Below are 23,714 nucleotides of genomic sequence, written 5' to 3'. Positions count from 1 at the left end.
GTTGGGTACATATCCGTTTTTGCGGTCACGGCGGCTTAGGGTTTCGCTCTTACAGCGAGTCACTTTGGAAGAGCCCCAAAGTAACCAAAGGTCTTCTGCCCCTTTCGTTCGGTGCCTCGCCAAGGCTCGGCATGCCCTCGATGGGGCGGTGCGTCAACATCAAAAACGAGGCGGCCTGCGGGCCGGCCTGGCTTGTGGAGTAAGCGGTGCGACGGTTCGACTTGCCCGTAAAGCTCGCTCTCACAGTTTTGAGCGGTGTGGACCTGAGGGAGATTGGTTGGCTGGTTGGGCGTCTTCGCAGGCAAGCCAGCTCCCACAGTTTGAACCGGGTGCATCTGAGGGAGATCGGTCGGCTGTCAGGCCGCCTTCGCGAGCAAGCCAGCTCCCACAGTTTGAACCGGGTGCATCTGAGGGAGATTGGTTGGCTGGCAGGCCGTCTCCGCAGGCAAGCCAGCTCCCACAGTTTGAACCGGGTGCATCTGAGGGAGATTGGTTGGCTGGTTGGGCGTCTTCGCAGGCAAGCTAGCTCCCACAGTTTGGACCGGGTGCATCTGAGGGAGATTGGTCGGCTGACTGGGCGTCTTCGCAGGCAAGCCAGCTCCCACAGTTTGAACCGGGTGCATCTGAGGGAGATTGGTTGGCTGGCTGGGCGTCTTCGCAGGCAAGCCAGCTCCCACAGTTTGGACCGGGTGCATCTGAGGGAGATTGGTCGGCTGGTTGGGCGTCTTCGCAGGCAAGCCAGCTCCCACAGTTTGGACCGTGTGCATCTGAGGGAGATTGGTTAGCTGTCAGGCCGCCTTCGCGAGCAAGCCAGCTCCCACAGTTTGAACCGGGTGCATCTGAGGGAGATTGGTTGGCTGGTTGGGCGTCTTCGCAGGCAAGCCAGCTCCCACAGTTTGAACCGGGTGCATCTGAGGGAGATTGGTTGGCTGGTTGGGCGTCTTCGCAGGCAAGCCAGCTCCCACAGTTTGAACCGGGTGCAGCAGGGGGAGATTGGTTGGCTGGCTGGGCGTCTTCGCAGGCAAGCCAGCTCCCACAGTTTGAACCGGGTGCATCTGAGGGAGATCGGTCGGCTGTCAGGCCGCCTTCAAAGCAAAGGCAGAAGCCGCCCCCCATACACCCGCCGTTCTTAACCACTCATCAGGCCGAGCGTTAGCTCGCCTGCAGCTCTTGATCTACCCGCCCCTTCGGGAGGCTGAGTGGAGGTGTTCATCTGGGGGTCAGGCGCGTAGCGCCGTGCGGCGAAGCCGCACACATCGAGAGGAGGTCGTCGCGAAGCAGACCGTAGGCGATGCCCCCAGATGAATACCGGAACGAAGGAACGCCGAGCCTTAGCGAGGGGCCGGACGCTCGGGGCGAGCCTTTTTTTGCTTACTTTTTTTTGGCGTTTGAAAAAAAAGTGAGTCGCCGTAAGGGCGAAACCCTAAGCCCCCGTGACCGCAGCAACGGATATGTACTCCACCAACAAGAACCTGGTCGGCCCAGAGGCCGATTACCGCCCAAAAAAAATGCCCCGATCTCTCGACCAGGGCATTCCCTTCAACACAACTTAAACAACCAACCTTGAAGCCTTAGTGAGAAACCGCCCCACTCGCCCCCAACCCCGTCTGGGAACGCACAAACTGCGGGAAGAACAGCTCCCGCTCTTTGTCAGCCGCCGCAGACTTGTCAGTAATCGAGAAGAACCAGATCCCGGCAAACGCAATGGCCATCGAGAACAGCGCCGGATACTCGTACGGGAAAATCGCCTTCTCATGATGCAGAATCTGCACCCAGATAGTCGGCCCAAGCACCATCAACCCCACCGCACTGATCAGCCCCATCCAGCCACCCACCATCGCACCGCGCGTGGTCAGCTTCTTCCAGTACATGGAAAGCAGCAGCACCGGGAAGTTACAGCTCGCCGCAATGGAGAACGCCAGGCCGACCATGAACGCAATGTTCTGGCTTTCGAACAGAATACCCAGACCAATCGCCAGCACACCCAAGGCAACGGTAGTGATTTTCGAAACGCGGATTTCATCCTTGTCGTTCGCCTTGCCCTTCTTGATCACACTGGCATACAGGTCGTGAGACACCGCCGTGGCACCCGCCAGCGTCAAGCCAGCAACAACCGCCAGAATGGTGGCAAACGCTACCGCCGAGATGAAGCCCAGGAAAATACTGCCACCCACCGCGTCAGCCAGGTGCACTGCCGCCATGTTGTTGCCACCCAGCAACGCACCAGCCGCATCTTTGAAAGCCGGGTTGGTGCTGACCAGCAGGATCGCGCCGAAACCGATAATGAAGGTCAGGATGTAGAAGTAGCCAATGAAGCCAGTGGCATACAGCACGCTCTTACGGGCTTCCTTGGCGTCACTCACGGTGAAGAAGCGCATCAGAATGTGTGGCAGGCCAGCCGTACCGAACATCAGCGCCAAGCCGAGCGAGAACGCCGAGATCGGATCTTTCACCAGGCCGCCCGGGCTCATGATCGCCTCACCTTTAGGGTGAACCTTGATCGCCTCGGAAAACAGCGTGTTGAAGTCGAAGTTGACGTGCTTCATCACCATCAGCGCCATGAACGAGGCACCGGACAGCAACAGCACCGCCTTGATGATCTGCACCCAAGTGGTCGCCAGCATGCCGCCGAACAGCACGTACAGGCACATCAGGATACCGACCAGGATTACCGCAACGTAGTAGTCCAGGCCGAACAGCAGCTGGATCAGCTTGCCGGCACCGACCATTTGCGCGATCAGGTAGAACGCCACCACCACCAGCGAACCGCAGGCTGACAGCGTACGGATCTGGGTTTGCCCCAGACGGTAGGACGCCACGTCGGCAAAGGTGTATTTGCCCAGGTTGCGCAGGCGCTCGGCGATCAGGAACAGAATGATCGGCCAGCCCACCAGGAAGCCGATCGAGTAGATCAGGCCATCGTAGCCAGAGGTGAACACCAGCGCGGAAATCCCCAGGAAGGACGCCGCCGACATGTAGTCACCGGCAATCGCCAGGCCGTTTTGCAGGCCCGTGATCTTGCCGCCCGCCGCATAGTAATCAGCCGCCGAATTGTTGCGCTTGGAAGCCCAATAGGTGATGCACAGCGTCAAGCCGACAAAGGCCACGAACATCAGGATCGCGGAGACGTTAAGCGGTTGTTTGTGCACTTCGCCGGTCAGGGCTTCAGCCGCCCAGGCGCCAGGGGCGAAGGCTGCGATGCTCAATAGAGCCATTAGACGCCGGATCATTGCTGAGCCTCCTTGAGAATCGCATTGTTCAGGTCGTCAAATTCGCCATTGGCGCGTCGCACGTAGATCGCCGTCAGGACAAAGGCCGAAAGAATCAGCCCGACACCAATCGGTATTCCCCAGGTAATCGATGACTCAGGGCTGATTTTCGCCCCCAGCACATGCGGCCCGTAGGCAATCAAAAGGATGAATCCGGAGTACAGCCCAAGCATGATCGCCGAGAGAATCCAGGCGAACTTTTCTCGCTTGCTAACCAGCTCCTTGAAACGCGGGCTGTTTTGAATCGAGAGGTAAATGCTGTCGTTCATTGTTTTTATCCTCGCAGCACAGATTATTGTTGGAACGTATCCACTTTATGCGGCTGCGGAACAGGTTCCAGACGACCTTAGTATTAGAACGACATGACGGTTTTGCCACTTTTCAGAAAACAAAAACAAATGTGGGGAAAAGCAAAAGCCCCTTGGCATAAATGCCAAGGGGCTCTGGAGGGTGCTGACTGACGCTTTCGATCAGATCACTTGATCCACTCGGCAACGCGATCCGGGTGTTTGTCCACCCAATCCTTGGCCGCGACTTCAGGTTTGGCGCCGTCCTGAATCGCCAGCATGACTTCGCCGATTTCGTCTTTCGATGCCCACTGGAAGTTCTTCAGGAACTTGGCCACTTCCGGTGCTTTGGTCGCCAGTTCCTTGCTGCCGATGCTGTTCACGGTTTCAGCCGCGCCGTAGACGCCTTTCGGGTCGTCGAGGAAGCGCAGTTTCCACTTGGCAAACATCCAGTGCGGCACCCAACCGGTGACGGCGATGGATTCGTTTTTCTTCTCGGCACGGGTCAGCTCGGCAATCATGCCGGCGCCGGAACTGGCCTTGAGGGTGTAGTTGGTCAGGCCATAATCCTTGATCGCCTGATCAGTCTTGAGCATCACGCCTGAACCGGCGTCGATACCGACGATGCGGCCCTTGAAGCTGTCATCGGTCTTGAGGTCCTCGATGGACTTGGCCTTGACGTAGTCCGGCACGATCAGGCCGATTTTCGCGTCCTTGAAGTTCGGGCCGTAATCGACGACCTGATCCTTGTTCTTGGCCCAATATTCACCGTGGGTCACGGGCAGCCAGGCGGAGAGCATGGCGTCGAGTTTGCCGGTGGCCACGCCTTGCCACATGATCCCGGTGGCGACCGCTTGCAGTTTCACGTCATAACCAAGCTTCTGCTTGATCACTTCGGCCGCGACGTGGGTGGTCGCGACACTGTCGGACCAGCCGTCAACGTAGCCGATGCTCAGGGTCTTGCTCTCGGCATTGGCGAATGTGGAGCCAATCGCCAGCACCAGAGCGGCACTGGCGCCTAAAAGTCGTCGCATCTTCATCGTTACTTCCCCGAAAGTGCTGCGCCCGACGGATGCCGAGCGGCGTCAACGTATTGTTATGGTGCACAGCGCCCCATCACGCCTCACCGCAAACTCGTTCGATCATCAGCGCGATTGATCAATGAGCACACTGACGCCTCGATAATCAACCTGCTGCCACGCACGACCTGCTCTGTCAGCGACCTCAAGGCAACGAGAAACGACATCAGAACGCCATTAATCAAGACCACCGCCAGGCCATCGTCCAATCCGCCCGAACTTTGCATGTCAAAACCATGCAGGCCACCAAGCGCGGGGTAAATGCAGGTAACATGCGCGCCTTTGTTCCCAGACGGCCTGATCATGCCCGCGACATCACGCTTCCCTTTCCTTGCTTATCTATTCGCCTGCCTGCTGGGCCTGTTTGCCCTCTGCGGCTTCTGGTACGGCCTCGGCAAACCGGTGATCCTGCCGGACGCCGCCACTGCCACGCACAAGCTGCAATGCGCCTCCTACACGCCGTTCGACAAGGATCAATCGCCGTTCGACGTGCCGTTCAAGCTGCGCCCCGAGCGCATGGACGCCGACCTCGCGCTGCTGGCCACCCGCTTCGAGTGCATCCGCACCTACTCCATGACCGGCCTTGAAGCCCTGCCGGATCTGGCGCGCAAACACGGCTTGAAGCTGATGATCGGCGCCTGGGTCAACAGCAACCCGGTGGACACCGAGAAGGAAGTCGACCTGCTGATTGCCAGCGCCAACGCCAACCCGGATGTGGTGACGTCGGTGATCGTCGGCAACGAGGCCCTGCTGCGCAAGGAAGTCACCGGACCACAACTGGCCAGACTGATCAACAAGGTCAAGAGCCAGGTCAAACAGCCTGTCACTTATGCCGACGTCTGGGAGTTCTGGCTCAAGCACCCGGAAATCGCCCCGGCGGTGGATTTCCTGACCATTCACTTGCTGCCGTACTGGGAAGATGATCCCTCGAATATCGACGCCGCCCTGCAACACGTGGCCGAGGTTCGTCAGGTATTCGGCAACAAGTTCGCGCCCAAGGATGTGCTGATTGGCGAAACCGGCTGGCCGAGTGAAGGCCGTCAGCGTGAAACCGCCCTGCCGAGTCGGGTCAACGAAGCCAAGTTCATTCGTGGTTTTGTGGCCATGGCCGAACAGCAAGGCTGGCACTACAACCTGATCGAAGCCTTTGACCAGCCGTGGAAGCGCGCCAGTGAAGGCGCGGTCGGCGGCTACTGGGGTCTGTTCGATGCCGATCGCCAGGACAAGGGCGTGCTGGCAGGTCCGGTGACGAACGTGCCGTACTGGTCGCAGTGGCTGACGGTGGGCGGTTTGATTTTCCTCGGCACGCTGCTGATCGGCGGCCGGGTTCGCACGACTCGCGCAGCGCTGGTGCTGCCGCTGCTGGGCGCGCTCGCCGCTTGTTCGATTGGCGCCTGGGGCGATCTGGCGCGGGTCACCACCCGTTTTGCCGGGGAATGGCTGTGGGTCGGCTTGCTGACGGCATTGAACCTGTTGGTGCTGATCCATGCCGCCTTGACGCTGAGCGCTCGCACCGGCTGGCGTGAGCGGGCCTTCAATGTGCTGGAACGCCGCGCAGGCTGGCTGCTGGCAGCCGCCGGGTTCGCCGCCGCGGTGATGATGCTGGAACTGGTGTTCGATCCGCGCTATCGCAGCTTCCCGAGCGTTGCCTTCATCGTCCCGGCACTGGTCTACCTGTGCCGTCCGGTGAACGTGCCACGCCGGGAAATCGCCCTGCTGACCTTCATCATCGGCGCCGGCATTGCGCCGCAGCTGTTCCGTGAAGGCCTGCAGAACCAGCAGGCCTGGGGCTGGGCGCTGGTGAGCGGGTTGATGGTTGCCGCGTTGTGGCGCAGTTTGCGGGGTCGCAAGGGCTGATCTTCAGCGCTTGTGCTGACCTCTTCGCGAGCCAGCCCGCTCCCACAGGTGACCGCATACTCCAAATAGAGGCGGTCGAATGTGGGAGCGGGCTGGCTCGCGAAGGCAGACTATCAAGCGCTGCGGGAGGCTCTGACCAGACGCATCCCCGCGATCACCACCGCAAACACCGCCAGTGTGGTGTTGTACAACGCCAGCGCCGGAAAGCCGAGCACCAGCGCCAGCACCGCCAGCCACCACCCCGCGCGGCCCGGCACCACGAAGCCGAGAATCGCCGCCGCCAACGCGCCATAACCCAGCACCTTGAAGTGGATCATCAGGCCCAGGTTGGAGCGCACGGCGCATTCCCAGCGGCTCGCTTCATCGGCGCACAGGCCGACCCATTGCGCATCCTCCATGAAGCCATAACGCGCGCCATAGCTGGCGGCCAGCCATAACGGCAACAGAACGAGCAGCAAAATCACGGGCAGACGGTGGGACATGAAACACTCCAATAGGCGAAAACGGCGGCCAGCTTAATCCCCCGGCAGCGGTAAGCAAGCGCGGGCAGCAGATAATTGCTCACGAAACGGCTGCAAAGTGTATCGTCCAGCTACTATTACCCCGATTTCTTGCCTCTTTGGTGCCGATACATGGCACTTTGGCCCTCGCGCGGTGGTCATAGCCTGCGAACTTCATTCGGCACCTTTCCTAAGGGATTTAGTCATGCTCCGTTCCTTGCGCTTCGCCGCCTTGTTTGGCGGCCTTATTTTGAGTGCGTCCGCGCTGGCCGTCGACATCGACGCCGCCAGTTATGGCTACCCCTTGACCAACCCGTTCGAGGCGACGATCGCCACGACGCCACCGGAGTTGCGCCCGGAGCTACCGTCCAACGATGACATCAATCAGTCCGATCGCAGCGTCACCCTGCGCCCGGAACGCGAGTTCATCCTGCCAGACAATTTCTGGGCAGTGAAAAAACTCACCTACCGCATTGCCACCCAGGACCACGCCGCGCCGCTGATCTTCCTGATCGCCGGCACGGGTGCGCGCTACGACAGCAGCCTCAACGAATACCTGAAAAAGCTCTACTACAAGGCCGGCTACCACGTGGTGCAACTGTCGTCGCCGACCAGCTTCGACTTCATCAGCGCCGCTTCGCGCTTTGCCACGCCGGGTATCACCAAGGAAGATGCCGAAGACATGTATCGGGTGATGCAGGCCGTACGGGCGCAAAACCCGACAGTGCCGGTCACCGACTACTACCTGACCGGCTACAGCCTGGGCGCCCTGGATGCCGCGTTCGTCGCGCATCTGGATGAAACCCGTCGCAGCTTCAACTTCAAGAAAGTCCTGCTGCTGAACCCGCCAGTCAACCTCTACACCTCGATCACCAACCTGGACAAGTTGGTCCAGACCGAGGTCAAGGGCATCACCAACAGCACCACCTTCTATGAACTGGTGCTGAGCAAACTGACCCGTTACTTCCAGCAGAAAGGCTACATCGACCTCAACGATGCCCTGCTCTACGACTTCCAGCAGTCCAAGCAGCACCTGACCAACGAACAGATGGCGATGCTGATCGGCACCTCGTTCCGTTTCTCGGCAGCCGATATCGCCTTCACCTCGGACCTGATCAACCGTCGCGGCCTGATCACCCCGCCGAAATACCCGATCACCGAAGGCACCAGCCTCACGCCATTTCTCAAGCGTGCGCTGCAATGCGACTTCGACTGCTACCTGACCGAACAGGTGATCCCGATGTGGCGCGCCCGCACCGACGGTGGCAGCCTGCTGCAACTGGTCGATCAGGTCAGCCTGTACGCGCTCAAGGACTACCTGCACGACAGCCCGAAAATCGCCGTCATGCACAACGCCGACGACGTGATCCTCGGCCCTGGCGACCTCGGTTTCCTGCGTAAAACCTTTGGCGATCGCCTGACCGTCTACCCGTACGGCGGCCATTGCGGCAACCTTAACTACCGCGTCAACAGCGACGCCATGCTGGAGTTCTTCCGTGGCTAAATATCTCCTGCTTATCGCAGCGTTACTCTGTGCAGGCGTCGCCCAGGCCGACAACAGCAAAGCCAACGCTCCCGTGGTGGTTGACCAGGACGGCTTCAAGGAGCCACTGACCAAACTCAAGTTCAACCCGGGACTGGATCAGCGCGAGTTCGAGCGCTCGACCCTCAACGCGCTGAACGTCTACGACCCGCTGGAGGAGTGGAACCGTCGGGTCTACCACTTCAACTACCGGTTCGACCAGTGGGTGTTCCTGCCGGTTGTCGATGGCTATCGCTACGTCACCCCGAGCTTCCTGCGCACCGGCGTCAGCAACTTCTTCAACAACCTCGGCGATGTGCCGAACCTGTTCAACAGCCTGTTGCAACTCAAGGGCCATCGCTCGCTGGAAACCACCGGCCGCCTGCTACTCAACACCACCCTGGGCGTCGCCGGCCTGTGGGACCCGGCCACCGCCATGGGCCTGCCGCGCCAGAGCGAAGACTTCGGCCAGACCCTGGGTTTCTATGGCGTACCGGGCGGTGCCTACCTGGTCCTGCCGATCCTCGGCCCGTCCAACCTGCGTGACACCGCAGGCCTGGCGGTGGACTACACCGGCGAATCGGCGATCAACTTCCTGAACGTCGCCAAGGTCAGCGAAAACCACCCGGAAATCTGGGTCCTGCGCGGCATCGACAAGCGCTACCAGACCAGCTTCCGCTATGGTCAGCTGAACTCGCCGTTCGAGTACGAGAAAGTGCGTTTCGTCTACACCGAGGCGCGCAAGTTGCAGATTGCCGAGTAAGTCGATCGGCAACAAAAAAGGCCATTCGATGGAAATCGAATGGCCTTTTTTTATTCCCCAACCACACCACGCCCCCCTTGTGGGAGCGGGCATGTGTTTAATCTTGAATGGCGGCCGGGTCTTGGCCCTTCAGCGCTTTGCAGATTTTGCTGGCGGCCATGACGCCGACCAGCACAACCGCCCCCGCCACAATCCCCGCCACCGCATTGAGCAACACCGGCACCACAAACCCGGCACTGCCCGCCGCCACGCTGACGCTTTCAATCCAGTGATGCACCACCGGCACGCCGTGGGTGAGGATCCCGCCACCCACCAGGAACATCGCCGCCGTGCCGATCACCGACAGGCTCTTCATCATGTACGGCGCCGCGCGCAGGATCGCCCCGCCGATACGCTTGGCCATCTGCCCGGGTTTGTGGGTCAGCCACAAACCGAGGTCGTCGAGTTTGACGATGCCGGCCACCAGGCCATACACGCCGATGGTCATGACGATGGCGATGCCCGACAGCACGATCACTTGCTGGGTCAGCGTGGCGTCGGCCACGGTGCCGAGGGTGATGGCGATGATTTCCGCCGAGAGGATGAAGTCGGTGCGGATCGCGCCCTTGATCTTGTCCTGTTCGTACGCCACCAGATCGGTGGCCGGATCGGCCACGGCATCGACCATCTGTGCGTGTCCGGCCTGGTCTTCAGTCTTGCTGTGCGGAAAGCTGTGGGCGAGTTTTTCGAAGCCTTCGAAACACAGGTAAGCGCCGCCGACCATCAGCAGCGGCGTGACCAGCCATGGGATGAACGCACTGATGGCCAGCGCCGACGGCACCAGAATCAGCTTGTTGCGAAACGAGCCCTTGGCGACCGCCCACACCACCGGAATTTCCCGCTCGGCGCGTACGCCACTGACCTGCTGGGCGTTGAGCGCCAGATCATCGCCCAGGACGCCAGCGGTCTTCTTTGCGGCCATTTTGGTCATCAACGCTACGTCATCGAGGACCGCGGCGATATCGTCGATCAACACCAGCAAACTGCTTCCTGCCATGGGTCAGGCTTCCCTACATAAAAAGTGCGCGGAGCATAACGCGACGGGTGCAGGGGAAGCGAGAAGCGAGAAGCGACATCAGCTCATCCAGTTGCCACCGTCGACGTTGTAGGTCTGCGCCACAACGTACTCACTTTCAGAGGAGGCGAGAAAAATGGCCATACCGGTGAGATCGTCAGCGGTGCCCATGCGCCCAAAAGGCACCTCCTGCCCCACCAGCCTTTTCTTTTCACCCAATGGCCGGTTCTCGTAGCGGGCGAACATCGCATCGACGCCGTCCCAATGCTCACCGTCGACGACGCCTGGCGCGATGGCATTGACATTGATCCGATGCTTGATCAGGTCCAGACCGGCTGATTGGGTCAGGCTGATCACGGCGGCCTTGGTTGCGCAATACACACCGACCAGCGCCTCCCCTCTTCTACCGGCCTGGCTGGCCATGTTGATGATCTTGCCGCCATGCCCCTGGTTGATCATCTGCCGAGCCGCCGCCTGAAGGGTGAACAGTGTGCCTGCCACATTGATCGAAAACAGACGCTCGAAGCTGTCTCGGGTGATCTCGACAATCGGCGCCAGATCGAACAGGGCGGCATTATTGATCAGGATATCGAGCTTGCCGGTCCGGGCAACGACGGCGGCGATTGCACCGTCGATCGAGTCCTGGCGGGTCACGTCCATCTCGACCGCATACGCGTTCGGTCCCAACTCGGTCGCCGTGGCCTGGGCACGCTCCAGGTTGATGTCGGCAATAGCGACCGTCGCGCCCTCACGAATGTAAGCCTGAGCAAAAGAACGCCCGATGCCTCGGGCGGAACCGGTGACAAGCGCGCTTTTACCTTCGAGTCGTTTCATTGTTGGTTCATCCATTTTTTAAGTATCGGGTGCGCCCAATGTGGGGGCGAGCCTGCTCGCGAAAGCGGTGTGTCAGTCAACTCATAGACTGAATGTCATGGCCTCTTCGCGAGCAGGCTCGCTCCCACAGGAAGCAGGAGCAGGCTTGTGCGGAGTTACTTGGGATAACCCGCGCGTTTCATCTCACGCTCAGTGGCGGTCTGGGCATCGTTCAGCGCTTGATCGACCGACATCTGTCCCGTCAGTGCCGCAGACACCAGCTTGCCGACGGACGTACCGATCGCCTGGAACTCGGGAATGGTGACGTACTGGATGCCGACATAAGGAACCGGCTGGCTTGAGGGGTGCGCAGGATCGGCGTGCTGCATCATCTGCAACGTCACTTTTGCGAACGGCGCGGCCTGCAGATAGGCCTCGTTGTAGGTGGACTGCCGAGTGCCGGGCGGCACATTGGTGATGCCGTCCTGTGCCGCGACCAGTTGAATATATTCCCTGGACGTCGCCCAAGTGATGAACGCCTTTGCCGCCTGTTTGTGGGTGGACGTGGCCGGTATCGCCAATGACCAGGCATACAACCACGACGAACCTTTGTCGGTCACTTCAACCGGAGCGGGCGCGAAGCCGACACTGTCCACGACCTTGCTCTGGGTTTTATCGGTGGTGAACGAGCCGGCCACGCTAGCATCCACCCAGATCGCGCACTTGCCGCTGTTGAACAGCGCCAGCGTCTCGTTGAAGCCATTGCTCGACACGCCCGGCGGCCCGTACTTCTTCAAGACATCGACGTAGAAATGAACCGCTGCCAGCCACTGTGGACTGGTCAGTTGCGCCTGCCATTTTTCATCGAACCAACGCGCACCGAAGGCGTTTGCCATGGTGCTCAACAGCGCGATGTTCTCCCCCCAACCAGCCTTGCCGCGCAGGCAGATGCCGTACGGTCCCTTGTCCGGCTGATGCAGTTTGGCGGCAAATTCGCCGAGCTGCGTCCAGGTCGGTTGCGCCGGCATGCTCAGGCCGGCCTGCTTGAACAGATCGGTGCGGTAATACGTCATCGTGCTTTCTGCGTAGAAAGGCAATGCGTAGAGGGTGTTGTTCACCGTCAGGCCCTGGCGCACCGAAGGAAAAATGTCTTCGAGGTCGTAGTCTGCCGGCAGGTTCGTCAGCGGTTCGAGCCAGTGCTTGGAACCCCAGAGCGGAGTTTCGTAGGTGCCAATCGTCAGCACATCGAACTGGCCGCCCTGTGTCGCGATATCGGTGGTCAGGCGTTGGCGCAGGACATTTTCTTCCAGCACCACCCAATTGAGTTTCACCTCAGGATGCTGCTGTTCAAAAACCTTTGAAAGCCGTTGCATGCGGATCATGTCGCCATTGTTCACAGTGGCGATGGTCACTGTTTCGGCGGCGTGGCAGACGAGGGCGAAGGACAGGCTGGCACAAAGGAAAAGCGCTTTGGGGATGTTCATCGTAGGGCTCTCCGCTCCTCGCCCTGGATGGCTGGAGCTGTTGTTTTTGTTGTTGACCACGGCTGATCAAATCCGTCGGACCGACAAGAGTGGACGCCCCGATTACAGCAGCTTGAAAAACCCCGGACAAACGAATGGCGGATGCCGCTCTGGTACTTTTTTAACCCAAGCGCTGCCCCACTGCGGCGATCAAAAAAGTATCAGCCTCAGTCAATACCTGCAGTAGCAGGCACTGATCGACAAGGCGTATGTTGGTCGCAGACCAAGAACAAATAACGATAAAAGGGCCATGTCATGCCTGATAGCCGAGCCGCCCTGTTCGAACAGCGACCCGCGGAACTGGAGGTCATTCTTCCCGAGCCCGATCATTGCTTTCGCTGGTACGAACACGATTACCCCTACGCACTGGCTCGCTGGAACCACCATCCGGAGTTCGAAATTCATCTGATTCGCCAGGGCAGCGGCAAGCTGGTTGCGGGCGACTACATTGGTGCGTTCGGGGCCGGCCACGTTGCACTCATCGGTCCCGACCTGCCTCATGACTGGATTGGCGATGTCGCGCCCGGGGAATACCTGGAGGGCCGCGATGTCGTGCTGCAGTTCGATGGCGCAGCCATTCTGGCGTTGCGCGGTACATTGCCCGAGCTGGGCGAGCTTCAACAGCTGTTCGAATGTGCCCGCCGAGGTCTGGAGTTCACCGGTTCAACCGCCTTGCAGGCGGCACGCTTGCTGGAGGAGATAGGCCCGGCTCAAGGCCTTGAGCGTTTGATCCTGTTTCTGCAATTGATCAACACGCTGATGAAAGCGCCTGCGCAAGACGTCCATATGCTCGCCAGCGCCTACTACACACCGACGCTGGACGCGCGCAGTTCGGAACGCATCAACAAGGCGTTTGATTACCTGCTGACAGAGCTCACAGGGGATGTTCGCCTGTCGGTCATCGCTCAGCGCCTGGAGATGAGCGAACCGGGGTTTTCGCGTTTCTTCAAACGCATTACCGGCCACGGCTTCATCGACCTGATGCGCAAACTCAGGGTCCAGCGCGCCTGCAGGCTATTGCTGCAAACAGAGATGTTGGTGACGGACATCTGCTTTGAGGTGGGCTATGAAAACCTGTCCAATTTCAACCGGCATTTCCGTATCGAAATGGCACAGACGCCGAGCGAATACCGTCGCGCTGCGGCGATGACACTGTTCAACCGCAGCGGTACGCCCCCTTCCCTGCCCTTCGCCAAAGCCCATTGAGTGAGTCATGCCTGGCGATCACGGCCATGCGCCAGGCCTCTGCGCTCGGCTCGGGTGTCAGTTTTTCGGCTCGGCGTGTTCCTGCCAGCCCCCGCCCAGACTCTGGAACAGCGCGACGCTGCCCTGACTGAGCAGCCCCTGAGTATCACGCCAATTCTGTTCAGCTTGCAGCAACACCAGTTGCTGGGTCAGCACCGCTTGCTGACTGACCGTGCCGGCGCGTTGTTGCGCTTCCTGACTGCCGAACAATTGCTGATTGCGCTGGAACATCTGTTCAAAAGCTTGTGCCTGGGTGTGCAGATGATTGATCGCTGACAGGTTGTCCTCGACGTTTTGCAGCGCACTGAGCACCGTGCCCCGGTAGTTGGCCACGTCCTGATCGTAGCTGGCCTGGGCTTGCTCCTTCGCCGCTTCCCGGGCACCGCCGTCGAAAATTGTTTCGGCCAGCGCCGGTCCCAGGGTCCAGACGCGGTTAGGCAGGGAGAACAGGCCACCCAGCGCGGAGCCGCGATAGCCGCCTTCGGCCGTCAGGTCCAGCGTCGGGTAGAACGCCGCCTGGGCGACACCGATTTTCGCGTTCGCTGCCGCCGCCAGACGCTCGGCAGACACCACATCCGGGCGCCGTTGCAACAGGCTCGATGGCAACGTTGGTGGCGGCATTGGCAGCACAAAATTGTAGGCGGTTACCGCCGGCAGATTGAACTGTGCCGGTGCCACACCCACCAGCACCGCCAGTGCGTGTTCGGCCTGCTCGCGTGACCGTTGTGAGGTTTGCAGATCGGTGATCACCGTACTCAACTGATCCTGAGCCACCAGCAATTGGTCGTTGGTGGCTGTGCCCTGAACCGTTTGCGCCTGGATCATCTCCAGCAACTGCTGATTGATGGTCTGCTGTTTTTGCAGCAGGTCGATGTCCATGTCCAGTTGCCGCAGGCCCAGATAGTTGGTAGCCACGCTGGCATCGATGGACAGGCGCACTCCCGCCAGCAAGGCATCGGAGGACTGCAGGTTTGCCTGGCTCGACTCGATACCGCGCCGCACCAGCCCCCACAGGTCCGGCTCCCAACTGGCGCTCAGGGTGGCGCTGACCGAGTTTGAGACGCCAGTGCCCCCCGTGCCGGCGCTCACTCCCGTCGTCGTGCTGGAACTGGAACTGGAACCGCTGCCGCCTGCGCCACGCGCCCCGGAAAGCCCGACCCCGACCGTCGGCCACAACCCGGCGCGACTCGATGCCACTTGCGCCTGCGCCAGGCGATACGCCGCTTCGGCGCCGATGATCGACTGGTTGGCCTTGGCCGAACGGGCGATCAGGTCATTGAGGATCGGATCCTGATAGGCCCGCCACCACTGGCTGTCCAATGCGCCCTGCGGGTTGGCCGCCGCCCGCTGCCATTGCGTGCCTTCCTTGAAAGTCATCGGCAGTTCGATGGGGGGCTTGTGATAGTCGGGGCCGACCATGCAGCCGCTCAACCCAATCGCAACCAACAACGCGAACACATGTGGGAGCCGCCCCCAGCGCCAATCAGCTGAATGCGCTCCCACAGGGTTCTGCGTCGTAGCTGACTGGCGCTGGAGCAGGCTCGCTCCCACAGGAGATTGGGTGCTGCCTGCAAGGGATTTACAAACACTCATTTATTGCTCCTTGCGGCGCAGGCGCTGGGACGCCCGGTCGAGCCAGAGGTAAATCACCGGGGTGGTGTAGAGCGTCAGCAACTGGCTGAACACCAACCCGCCAATAATCGAAATCCCCAACGGCCGGCGCAGCTCCGAGCCATAGCCGGTGCCCAGCACCAGCGGCAAGGCGCCGAGAATCGCCGCCAGGGTGGTCATCATGATCGGCCGGAAGCGGATCAGGCAGGCGCGGCGAATCGCTTCCTTGGCGCTCAGGCCAAACTCGCGCCGTTCAGTAATGGCGAAGTCGATCATCATGATCGCGTTTTTCTTGACGATACCAATCAGCAAAATCACCCCCACCAGCGCAATGATCGACAGCTCGGTGCCGGTCAGCAGCAACGCAATCAACGCCCCGACCCCGGCAGACGGCAAGGTCGAGAGAATCGTCAACGGGTGCACCAGGCTCTCGTAGAGCATGCCCAGCACGATGTACACCGACAGCAATGCAGCGACGATCAACAACGGCTCATTGGCCACCGACGACTGGAACACCTGGGCCGTGCCGGCAAACGAGCCAACCACGCTGGCCGGCATGCGCAACTGCGCCACGGCATTCTCCACCAGCGCCGTGGCCTGGCCGATGGACACGCCGGGCGCCAGGTTGAATGAGGCCGTGACCGCCGGAAAAGTGCCCTGATGATTGATGGAAATGGCCGTGCGCCCCACCGAGTAATCGGCAATCGCCGACAGCGGCACCAACTGCTGCTTGGCCGTGGCACTGAGATTAGGCGCCGCCGCGCTGCCTTTGCTGGTGGCGGCGGCCGTGCCCACCGGCACGTAAATCCCCTTGAGCGCCGACGGGTCGGTCCAGTAGGGCGGCGCCACTTCCATCACCACGTGATACTGATTGGCGGAGCGGTAGATGGTCGAGACCTGACGCTGACCAAAGGCGTCGTACAGCGTCTGGTCAATGGCCGACATGCTCACCCCCAGCCGCGCCGCCGCATCCCGATTCACGGTCACACTGGCCATCAGACTGTTGTCCTGCTGGTCGGTGTTGATGTCGGTCAGTTGCGGCAAGGTGTGCAGCACCGCCACCACCTTGGGCACCCACTCATCGAGGGTACTCTGGTCATCGGCGGTCATGGTGTATTGATACTGCGCCCCGCTCTGCCGGCCACCGACGGTGATGTCCTGGGCCGACTGCAAATACAGGCGCGTGCCCGGCATTTCGCCGAGGGTCTTGCGCACCTGGGCCATGATCTGATCGGCGCTGTCCTTGCGCTCGGACAAGGATTTGAGGGTGATGAACAACTGCGCACTGTTGACCGCCCCGCCGATCCCGCCACCACCGCCGAGAAATCCGCCGACCGTCGCCACGTTCGGGTTGCTCAACACCTTGCGGTTGATCTCGCTGAAATTGGACTGGATCGCGCCGAACGAAATACTTTGTGAAGCAATGATGCTGCCGGACATGCGCCCGGTGTCTTCCTGCGGGAAGAAGCCCTTGGGCACCAGCACATACAGCACGCAGGCCAGCACGATCACCAGCAAGGTGGTCAGGCCCATCAGAAACGAATGCTCGATCACCCAGCCCAGCGTCCGGTCATAGAACCGGTGGAAGCGCGAATCCGGATGCTCGCTGTCACTGGCGGTCTGCTCTTTGGTACGCAGCAGCACGCTGGAGAGCATTGGCGTCACGGTCAGCGACACCACCATCGAAATGACGATGGCCACCGACAGCGAAATCGAGAATTCACGAAACAGCCGCCCGACAATTCCGCCCATCAGCAGCAGCGGAATGAACACCGCCACCAGCGAGACGCTGATGGTCATCACCGTGAACCCGACTTCCTGCGCCCCGGCCAATGCCGCCTGCATCCGGGTTTCGCCCTTCTCCAGGTGGCGCATGATGTTCTCGACGACCACGATGGCATCGTCCACCACAAAGCCGGTGGAAATGGTCAGCGCCATCAGCGACAGGTTGTTCAGGCTGTAGCCCAGGAAATACATCGCGCCAAAGGTGCCGAGCAGCGACAGCGGCACGACGATGGCCGGCACCAGCGTGCTGCGCCAGTCGCGGAAAAACGCGAACGTCACCAGCGTGACCAGCACAATCGAGATCAGCAGTGTCAGCTCGACATCGCGCAGCGATGCCCGAATGGTGGTGGTGCGGTCCATCAGGGTATTGATCTTGATCGACGACGGAATCGAACTCTGGAGAAACGGCAGGTCGGCCTTCACCGCGTCCACCGTGTCGATGACGTTGGCCCCCGGCTGCTTGAACACCACCAGCAGCACCGCCGGTTTGCCATTGGACAGGCCATAGTTGCGCAGGTCTTCGACGTCCTCGGTGACGTCGCCCAAATCGGAAATACGCACCAGATCGCCGTTGCTCTGCTTGACCACCAGTGGCCCGTAGTCAGCGCCCTTGTACAGCATGTCGTTGGCTTGCAGCCCGTACGACCGGTCGCCTATCGACACCGTGCCCTTGGGCAGGTTGACGTTGGCCGCCTGCACCACTTCGCGCACCTGCTCCAGGCTGACGCCGTACTGGTTCAGTCGGTCGGGGTTGAGTTCGATCCGCACCGCCGGCAAGGACGCGCCGCCCACCGTCACATCGCCGACCCCGGTGGTTTGCAGCAAACGCTGCTCGAGCAAGGTCGAGGCCACGTCATACATTTGCCCGCGGGTCGCGCTGTCGGAGGTCAGGCTGAGGATCAGGATCGGCGAGTCGGCCGGGTTGACCTTGCGGTAGGTCGGGTTGCCGGACAAATCGCTTGGCAAGTTGCTGCGCGCCGCGTTGATCGCTGCCTGCACATCCCGGGCAGCGCCGTCGATGTCGCGATTGAGGTCAAATTGCAGGGTGATGCGCGTTGCCCCCAGCGAGCTGGACGACGTCATCTCGGTGACCCCGGCGATCTGCCCGAACTGGCGCTCCAGCGGCGTCGCCACCGACGACGCCACGGTGCTCGGGTCGGCCCCCGGCAATGAGGCGCGCACGCTGATGGTGGGGAAATCCACTTCCGGCAGCGGCGCCACCGGCAGCAAGTTGAACGCCAGTACACCGAACAGCGCCAGCCCGACCGCCAGCAAGGTGGTCGCGATGGGACGCTGGATAAAGGGCGCGCTAAGGTTCATCGCGATAGGCCTCGACCACCGGCTGGCGCCGACTGAAACGCCGTTCCAGACCGTGCATGGCGAGGAAAATCACTGGCGTCGAAAACAGCGTCAACAATTGGCTCAGCAACAGCCCGCCAATGATCGCGATGCCCAGCGGATGGCGCAGCTCGGAACCGATCCCGGTGCCCAGCGCCAACGGCACCGCACCGAACAGCGAAGCCATGCTGGTCATCAGGATTGGCCGGAACCGCAGCTCGGCAGCCTGACGAATCGCCGCCACAGGGTCCAGCCCACCCTTGCGCTCCAGTTCCAGGGCGAAGTCGACCATCATGATGCCGTTCTTCATCACAATACCGATCAGCAGCACAATGCCGATCAGGCCGATGATGTCGAACTGGGTGCCGGTGATCAGCAACGCCAGCAAGGCCCCCAGCGCAGCGGACAGCAGGGTCGAGAGAATCGTCACCGGGTGCACGAAACTCTCGTAGAGAATCCCCAGCATCAGGTACACCACAATCACGGCCGCCAGCACCAGGAACACCTGATTGGACAGCGACGCTTCAAAGGTGGCCGCCGCCCCTTCCAGATTGGCCTGTACCGACAGCGGCAGGCCGGCCTTGTCTTCAATGTCCTTGAGCCGGGTCACGGCGGCGCCGAGGGTCTGGCCGGGCGCCAGGTTGAACGAGACATCGGCATAGGGGAATTGCCCCAGCCGGTTGATGGTGACCGGCGTGCGGATCACTTGCATGGTCGCCATGCTCGACAACGGCGCCACGCCGCCAGACGGAATGTCGACGTACAGCCCGGTCAGCAGGTCCGCCAGATTGCGCGGCGGATGGTCGGTGGCGATCACCACGTGATACTGGTTGAGCTGGGTGTAGATGGTCGAGACCTGACGCTGTCCGAAGGCGTCGTACAGCACGTCATCGATGGCCTGCGGCGTCACGCCCAGCCGCGAGGCGGTGGCGCGGTCGAAGTTGAGCTGGATCTGATTGCCGAACTGCATCGCCTGGCTTTGCACATCGGTGAACATCGGGTCCTGCTTGATCGCCGCCAACAGCTTGGTGGTCCATTGCTCCAGTTCGTCCGGGTCAGTGGCCTGCAAACCCAGGCGATAACTGGTGGTCGACACCGTGGCGTCGAGGGTCAGGTCCTGCACGCTGTGCAGGTACAGGCGAATGCCTGCGTCATCGGCGTTGGCGTCGGACAGCCGGCGAATCACCGCCGCGCTGCTGTCACGGTCGCCGTGGGCCTTGAGGTTGATCAGCAGGTTGCCCTGATTGATGGTCGGGTTGGTCTGGTCGATACCGACAAAGGACGACAGGCTCGCCACCGCCGGGTCCTTGAGGATCCGCGCCGCCAGCCGCTGTTGTTCAACCTGCATCTGCTGGAAGGAAATGGTCGGCGAGGCCTGGGAAATACCCTGGATCAGCCCGGTGTCCTGCTCGGGGAAAAAGCCCTTGGGCATGATCACGATGATCAGCAGGGTCAGCAGCGCAGTGAGCACCACCGAGATCAGCGTCAGCCCGCGATGCTCCAGCACCCAGTCCAGGCCTTTGACGTAATAGCCGTTGATCCGGTCGAAGAAATCGACCCGGCGCTCTTCCTTTTTGTGCTTGAGCATCCGCGAACACATCATCGGCGTCAGCGTCAGGGAAATCAGTGCCGAGATAACGATGGTCACGGCCACGGTCATGGCGAATTCGCGGAACAGCCGTCCCACCACGTCGCCCATGAACAGCAGCGGGATCATCACCGCGATCAGCGCGATGGACAGCGAGATGATGGTGAAACCGATCTGCTCCGAGCCCTTGAGCGCTGCTTCCATCGGCGAGTCGCCGGCCTCGATGTAGCGGGTGATGTTCTCGATCATGACGATGGCGTCATCGACCACGAAGCCGATGGCGATGGTCAGCGCCATCAGCGTCAGGTTGTTCAGCGAAAACCCCAGCCCATAGGCCACCGCCAGCGTGCCGACCAGCGTCAGCGGCACGGTCACCGCCGGAATGATCGTCGCCGGCAGATTGCGCAGGAACAGGAAAATCACGATCACCACCAACAGCACCGCCACGCCCAGTTCGTACTGCACGTCGGTGACCGAGGCACGAATGGTTTGCGTGCGGTCGGTGAGTACCGCGACCTTGAGCGTGGCCGGCAGACTGGCGCGCAGCTTGGGCAACAGGCTCTGCACCCGGTCGACCACATCAATGACGTTGGCACCGGGCTGGCGCTGGATGTTGAGGACAATCGACGGCGTGCTGTTGGTCCAGGCAGCCTGACGCGGATTCTCCGGGCCCTGGGTCGAGGAGGCGATCTGCGACAGGCGAATGGGTGCGCCGTTCTTGTAGGCAATCACCAGATCGCGATATTCCTCGGCCGACTGCAACTGGTCGTTGGCGCCGATGGAATAGGCCTGGTATTTGCCGTCGATGTTGCCCTTGGCCTGGTTGACGTTGGCGGTGCCGAGCGAGGTGCGCAGGTCATCGATCGAAAGGCCCAGATTGTTCAGCGCCGAGGTGTTAGCCTCGACCCGTACCGCCGGGCGCTGACCGCCGCTGATGGTGACCAGGCCGACGCCGGTGATCTGCGAAATTTTCTGCGCCAGGCGCGTATCGGCCAGGTCCTCGACCTTGGTCAGCGGTAACACGTCGGAGGTCAGCGACAGTGTCAGCACCGGCGCATCCGCCGGGTTGACCTTGCTGTACACCGGCGGATACGGCAGGTTGGCCGGCAGGAACGTGCCGGCGGCATTGATTGCGGCTTGCACTTCCTGTTCGGCGACATCCAGCGACAGCGACAAATCGAATTGCAGGGTCACCACCGACGCGCCGTCGGAGCTGGTGGAGTTCATCGACTTGAGGCCCGGCATCTCGCCGAGCTGGCGTTCCAGCGGCGCGGTGATCGACGAACTGATCACCTCGGGGCTGGCACCGGGGTACTGGGTGAACACCTGAATGGTCGGGTAATCGACTTCCGGCAACGCCGACACCGACAGCAGGTGATAACCGAGCATGCCGAGCAACAGCACCGCGATCATCAGTAAAGTGGTCGCCACTGGCCGTTCGATAAAGGGGCGCGAGACGTTCATGGTTAGCGCCCCCTCACTGCGCGACGACCTTCACCGCGGAACCGTCGTCCAGCTTGTCCGCGCCCTCGGTGACTATCTGCTCGCCCTGCTTCACGCCATTGTCGAGAATCGCCGAGACATCGCCCGTGGCCGGACCGGTCTTGACGTTGCGCAAACTGACCTTGTTGCCAGGATCGACCACCACAAACACGAAGTCGCCCTTGCTGCCGTGCTGAATCGCCCGGGTCGGCACCACGGTGATTTGCGTCAGGGTGTCGGCCTTGAGCCGCGCATTGACGAACTGATTGGGAAACAGCGCCTTGCCCGAGTCATCGAACTGCGCCTTGACCTTGATCGTGCCGGTGCTGGTATCGACCTGATTGTCCAGCGCCAGCAGAGCGCCGGTCGCCAGCAGGTTGTGTTTGTTACGATCATAGGCCAGCACTGTCACCACGCCTTTGGCCATGGCCTGATTGATCGCGCCAAGGTCGTCCTCGGGCACGGCGAACACCACGGTGGCCGGGGTCATCTGGGTAATCACGGCAATGCCGGTGGTGGCGGTGGTGGTGACGTAGTTGCCCGGATCGACCAGGCGCAAACCGACCACGCCATCGACCGGCGAGGTGATGGTGCAATAACTGACCTGCACTTCCAGGTTCTGCACGCTGCCCTGATCGGACGCGACGGTGCCTTGCAGTTGCTGCACCAGGGACGCCTGGGTATCGAGGGTTTGCTGGGTGGTGGAGCCGACCTTGATCAGCTCGCGATAACGCGCCAGGTCCCGCACGGCGTTGCTCAGCAGCGCCTGATCATGCACCAGCGTGCCCTTGGCCACGGCCAGTTGCGCCTTGAGTGCCCGGTCGTCGATACGGGCAATCACCTGGCCCTTGCGCACCTGCTGGCCTTCCTTGAATTCGACCGTGCTGAGAATGCCATCGACCTGACTGATGACCGTCACAGTGCGGGTCGGTGTGACCGTGCCCAGCGCGTCGATGTACACCGGAACGTCCTGCAATTTCACCGCGACGGCGGCCACTGGTTCGGCGGGTGGCGGCGGTTTGACTTTGTGGCGACCCAACACCAGGAAATACCAAAGCGCGACACCCAGCAGCACCAGCAGGAGCACCCCGACTACCAGGCCGATTTTGCTTCGTCTGCTTTTCTCCACAGTTTTGCACTCGAACAGGCCGGCAGTGACACGCGGCGATTGAAAGTAGAGCCCGGCCACTCAAGATGACTAGTGCCAATGGCTGATCGCTGACTTGAACTCTAGCAGCGTGTCCGGGGTTCACCCGAAGATCCGCGAATTTGTTCAGCGCACCGACAGAGATTGTCAGTAACACCGCTGTTACAGGCATTCTTGAGCGCCGCGCGAGGCCGGTGATACCATGCGCAACCGCCAGCACAGGCAAGGAACCCCCTGGTTTATGAGCACTATCCGCGAGCGCAATAAAGAACTGATCCTGCGTGCCGCCAGTGAAGAATTTGCCGACAAGGGCTTCGCTGCGACCAAAACCAGTGACATCGCAGCCAAGGCGGGTTTGCCCAAGCCCAACGTCTACTACTACTTCAAATCCAAGGAAAACCTCTATCGCGAGGTCCTGGAAAGCATCATCGAGCCGATCCTGCAGGCCTCGACCCCGTTCAACCCGGACGGCGTGCCCAGTGAAGTGCTGAGCGGCTACATCCGCTCGAAAATCCGCATCTCCCGCGACCTGCCTTTCGCCTCCAAGGTGTTCGCCAGCGAAATCATGCACGGCGCCCCACATTTGAGCCCCGACCTGGTGGAACAGCTCAACAGCCAGGCCAAGCACAACATCGACTGCATCCAGACCTGGATCGACCGCGGCCAGATCGCCACCATCGACCCCAACCACCTGATGTTCAGCATCTGGGCCGCGACCCAGACCTACGCCGACTTCGACTGGCAGATCTCGGCGGTGACCGGCAAAGCGAAGCTGGACGAGGCAGATTACGAGGCGGCAGCACAGACGATTATCCGGTTGGTGTTGAAGGGGTGTGAGCCGGACTGAAAAC

General features: G+C 61.0%; 16 protein-coding genes. 5 read left to right on the top strand and 11 right to left on the bottom strand.

Annotated features, from left to right (window positions below; translation table 11 throughout):
• Positions 1–1,571 precede the first annotated feature (1,571 nt).
• From POF45_RS24780 to POF45_RS24770, 3 genes are all read right to left on the bottom strand, one after another.
• On the bottom strand, positions 1,572–3,230 hold the full coding sequence (locus tag POF45_RS24780; protein ID WP_282316968.1) for a cation acetate symporter: 1,659 nt from the start codon (positions 3,228–3,230) through the stop codon (positions 1,572–1,574).
• A complete protein-coding gene (locus tag POF45_RS24775) occupies positions 3,227–3,538 on the bottom strand; it encodes a DUF485 domain-containing protein (RefSeq protein ID WP_259500876.1) in 312 nt (103 codons plus the stop codon). Before POF45_RS24775 ends, POF45_RS24780 begins: the two co-directional genes overlap by 4 nt.
• A gap of 206 nt (positions 3,539–3,744) precedes the next feature.
• On the bottom strand, positions 3,745–4,596 hold the full coding sequence (locus POF45_RS24770; protein ID WP_259500872.1) for a glycine betaine ABC transporter substrate-binding protein: 852 nt from the start codon (positions 4,594–4,596) through the stop codon (positions 3,745–3,747).
• A 300-nt stretch (positions 4,597–4,896) separates the two neighbouring features.
• On the opposite strand from POF45_RS24770, the gene POF45_RS24765 reads away from it, so the two are divergent.
• Entirely contained in the window at positions 4,897–6,492 is a 1,596-nt protein-coding gene (locus POF45_RS24765) for a glycoside hydrolase family 17 protein (protein ID WP_282316967.1), read from the top strand.
• Between the two features lie 113 nt (positions 6,493–6,605).
• Here POF45_RS24765 and POF45_RS24760 read toward each other — a convergent pair whose 3' ends face one another.
• Positions 6,606–6,974, bottom strand: coding sequence for a hypothetical protein (locus POF45_RS24760; protein WP_259500869.1), 369 nt, complete (start codon positions 6,972–6,974; stop codon positions 6,606–6,608).
• A gap of 223 nt (positions 6,975–7,197) precedes the next feature.
• Here POF45_RS24760 and POF45_RS24755 point away from each other — a divergent pair, with 223 nt between their 5' ends.
• Positions 7,198–8,496, top strand: a complete 1,299-nt coding sequence (locus POF45_RS24755) for a serine/threonine protein kinase (RefSeq protein ID WP_259500866.1) — start codon at positions 7,198–7,200, stop codon at positions 8,494–8,496.
• A complete protein-coding gene (locus tag POF45_RS24750) occupies positions 8,489–9,277 on the top strand; it encodes an MlaA family lipoprotein (RefSeq protein ID WP_259500864.1) in 789 nt (262 codons plus the stop codon). Before POF45_RS24755 ends, POF45_RS24750 begins: the two co-directional genes overlap by 8 nt.
• Before the next feature lie 97 nt (positions 9,278–9,374).
• On the opposite strand, the gene POF45_RS24745 is transcribed toward POF45_RS24750, so the two are convergent.
• The 3 genes from POF45_RS24745 to POF45_RS24735 all read right to left on the bottom strand — a co-directional run bounded on the left by POF45_RS24745 (position 9,375) and on the right by POF45_RS24735 (position 12,628).
• Complete coding sequence (locus POF45_RS24745) at positions 9,375–10,313, bottom strand: DUF808 domain-containing protein (protein ID WP_282316966.1); 939 nt, start codon at positions 10,311–10,313, stop codon at positions 9,375–9,377.
• Positions 10,314–10,391: 78 nt separating this feature from the next.
• Positions 10,392–11,165 carry an L-iditol 2-dehydrogenase gene (locus tag POF45_RS24740; RefSeq protein WP_259500860.1) on the bottom strand — a complete coding sequence of 258 codons (774 nt, stop codon included), beginning with the start codon at positions 11,163–11,165 and terminating at the stop codon, positions 10,392–10,394.
• Positions 11,166–11,320: 155 nt separating this feature from the next.
• A complete protein-coding gene (locus tag POF45_RS24735; RefSeq protein WP_282316965.1) occupies positions 11,321–12,628 on the bottom strand; it encodes an ABC transporter substrate-binding protein in 1,308 nt (435 codons plus the stop codon).
• 294 nt (positions 12,629–12,922) lie between these two features.
• Here POF45_RS24735 and POF45_RS24730 point away from each other — a divergent pair, with 294 nt between their 5' ends.
• On the top strand, positions 12,923–13,873 hold the full coding sequence (locus tag POF45_RS24730; protein ID WP_282316964.1) for an AraC family transcriptional regulator: 951 nt from the start codon (positions 12,923–12,925) through the stop codon (positions 13,871–13,873).
• 57 nt (positions 13,874–13,930) lie between these two features.
• On the opposite strand, the gene POF45_RS24725 is transcribed toward POF45_RS24730, so the two are convergent.
• The 4 genes from POF45_RS24725 to POF45_RS24710 form a co-directional block, all read right to left on the bottom strand.
• On the bottom strand, positions 13,931–15,370 hold the full coding sequence (locus POF45_RS24725; protein WP_259500855.1) for an efflux transporter outer membrane subunit: 1,440 nt from the start codon (positions 15,368–15,370) through the stop codon (positions 13,931–13,933).
• A 135-nt stretch (positions 15,371–15,505) separates the two neighbouring features.
• Positions 15,506–18,628 (bottom strand): efflux RND transporter permease subunit, encoded by a 3,123-nt coding sequence (locus POF45_RS24720; RefSeq protein ID WP_282316963.1) that lies wholly within the window; start codon positions 18,626–18,628, stop codon positions 15,506–15,508.
• Positions 18,618–21,698 carry an efflux RND transporter permease subunit gene (locus tag POF45_RS24715; protein WP_259500851.1) on the bottom strand — a complete coding sequence of 1,027 codons (3,081 nt, stop codon included), beginning with the start codon at positions 21,696–21,698 and terminating at the stop codon, positions 18,618–18,620. The genes POF45_RS24720 and POF45_RS24715 overlap by 11 nt, the downstream gene beginning before the upstream one ends.
• A gap of 13 nt (positions 21,699–21,711) precedes the next feature.
• On the bottom strand, positions 21,712–22,845 hold the full coding sequence (locus POF45_RS24710; protein ID WP_259500849.1) for an efflux RND transporter periplasmic adaptor subunit: 1,134 nt from the start codon (positions 22,843–22,845) through the stop codon (positions 21,712–21,714).
• Positions 22,846–23,104: 259 nt separating this feature from the next.
• Here POF45_RS24710 and POF45_RS24705 point away from each other — a divergent pair, with 259 nt between their 5' ends.
• Positions 23,105–23,710: a TetR/AcrR family transcriptional regulator gene (locus POF45_RS24705; RefSeq protein ID WP_259500846.1), complete on the top strand. Its 606-nt coding sequence runs from the start codon at positions 23,105–23,107 to the stop codon at positions 23,708–23,710.
• Positions 23,711–23,714: the final 4 nt, after the last annotated feature.

The sequence above is a fragment of the Pseudomonas fungipugnans genome (assembly GCF_029955235.1).
Lineage (GTDB): Bacteria > Pseudomonadota > Gammaproteobacteria > Pseudomonadales > Pseudomonadaceae > Aquipseudomonas > Aquipseudomonas fungipugnans.
This window is presented reverse-complemented; position numbering and strand designations above follow the sequence as displayed.

Coding starts and splice junctions, on each gene's coding strand:
- POF45_RS24740 (WP_259500860.1), bottom strand. CDS start 11,165: ATGAAACGACTCGAAGGTAAAAGCGCGCTTGTCACCGGTTCCGCCCGA.
- POF45_RS24730 (WP_282316964.1), top strand. CDS start 12,923: ATGCCTGATAGCCGAGCCGCCCTGTTCGAACAGCGACCCGCGGAACTG.
- POF45_RS24745 (WP_282316966.1), bottom strand. CDS start 10,313: ATGGCAGGAAGCAGTTTGCTGGTGTTGATCGACGATATCGCCGCGGTC.
- POF45_RS24720 (WP_282316963.1), bottom strand. CDS start 18,628: ATGAACCTTAGCGCGCCCTTTATCCAGCGTCCCATCGCGACCACCTTG.
- POF45_RS24755 (WP_259500866.1), top strand. CDS start 7,198: ATGCTCCGTTCCTTGCGCTTCGCCGCCTTGTTTGGCGGCCTTATTTTG.
- POF45_RS24765 (WP_282316967.1), top strand. CDS start 4,897: ATGCAGGTAACATGCGCGCCTTTGTTCCCAGACGGCCTGATCATGCCC.
- POF45_RS24760 (WP_259500869.1), bottom strand. CDS start 6,974: ATGTCCCACCGTCTGCCCGTGATTTTGCTGCTCGTTCTGTTGCCGTTA.
- POF45_RS24735 (WP_282316965.1), bottom strand. CDS start 12,628: ATGAACATCCCCAAAGCGCTTTTCCTTTGTGCCAGCCTGTCCTTCGCC.
- POF45_RS24705 (WP_259500846.1), top strand. CDS start 23,105: ATGAGCACTATCCGCGAGCGCAATAAAGAACTGATCCTGCGTGCCGCC.
- POF45_RS24775 (WP_259500876.1), bottom strand. CDS start 3,538: ATGAACGACAGCATTTACCTCTCGATTCAAAACAGCCCGCGTTTCAAG.
- POF45_RS24780 (WP_282316968.1), bottom strand. CDS start 3,230: ATGATCCGGCGTCTAATGGCTCTATTGAGCATCGCAGCCTTCGCCCCT.
- POF45_RS24770 (WP_259500872.1), bottom strand. CDS start 4,596: ATGAAGATGCGACGACTTTTAGGCGCCAGTGCCGCTCTGGTGCTGGCG.
- POF45_RS24715 (WP_259500851.1), bottom strand. CDS start 21,698: ATGAACGTCTCGCGCCCCTTTATCGAACGGCCAGTGGCGACCACTTTA.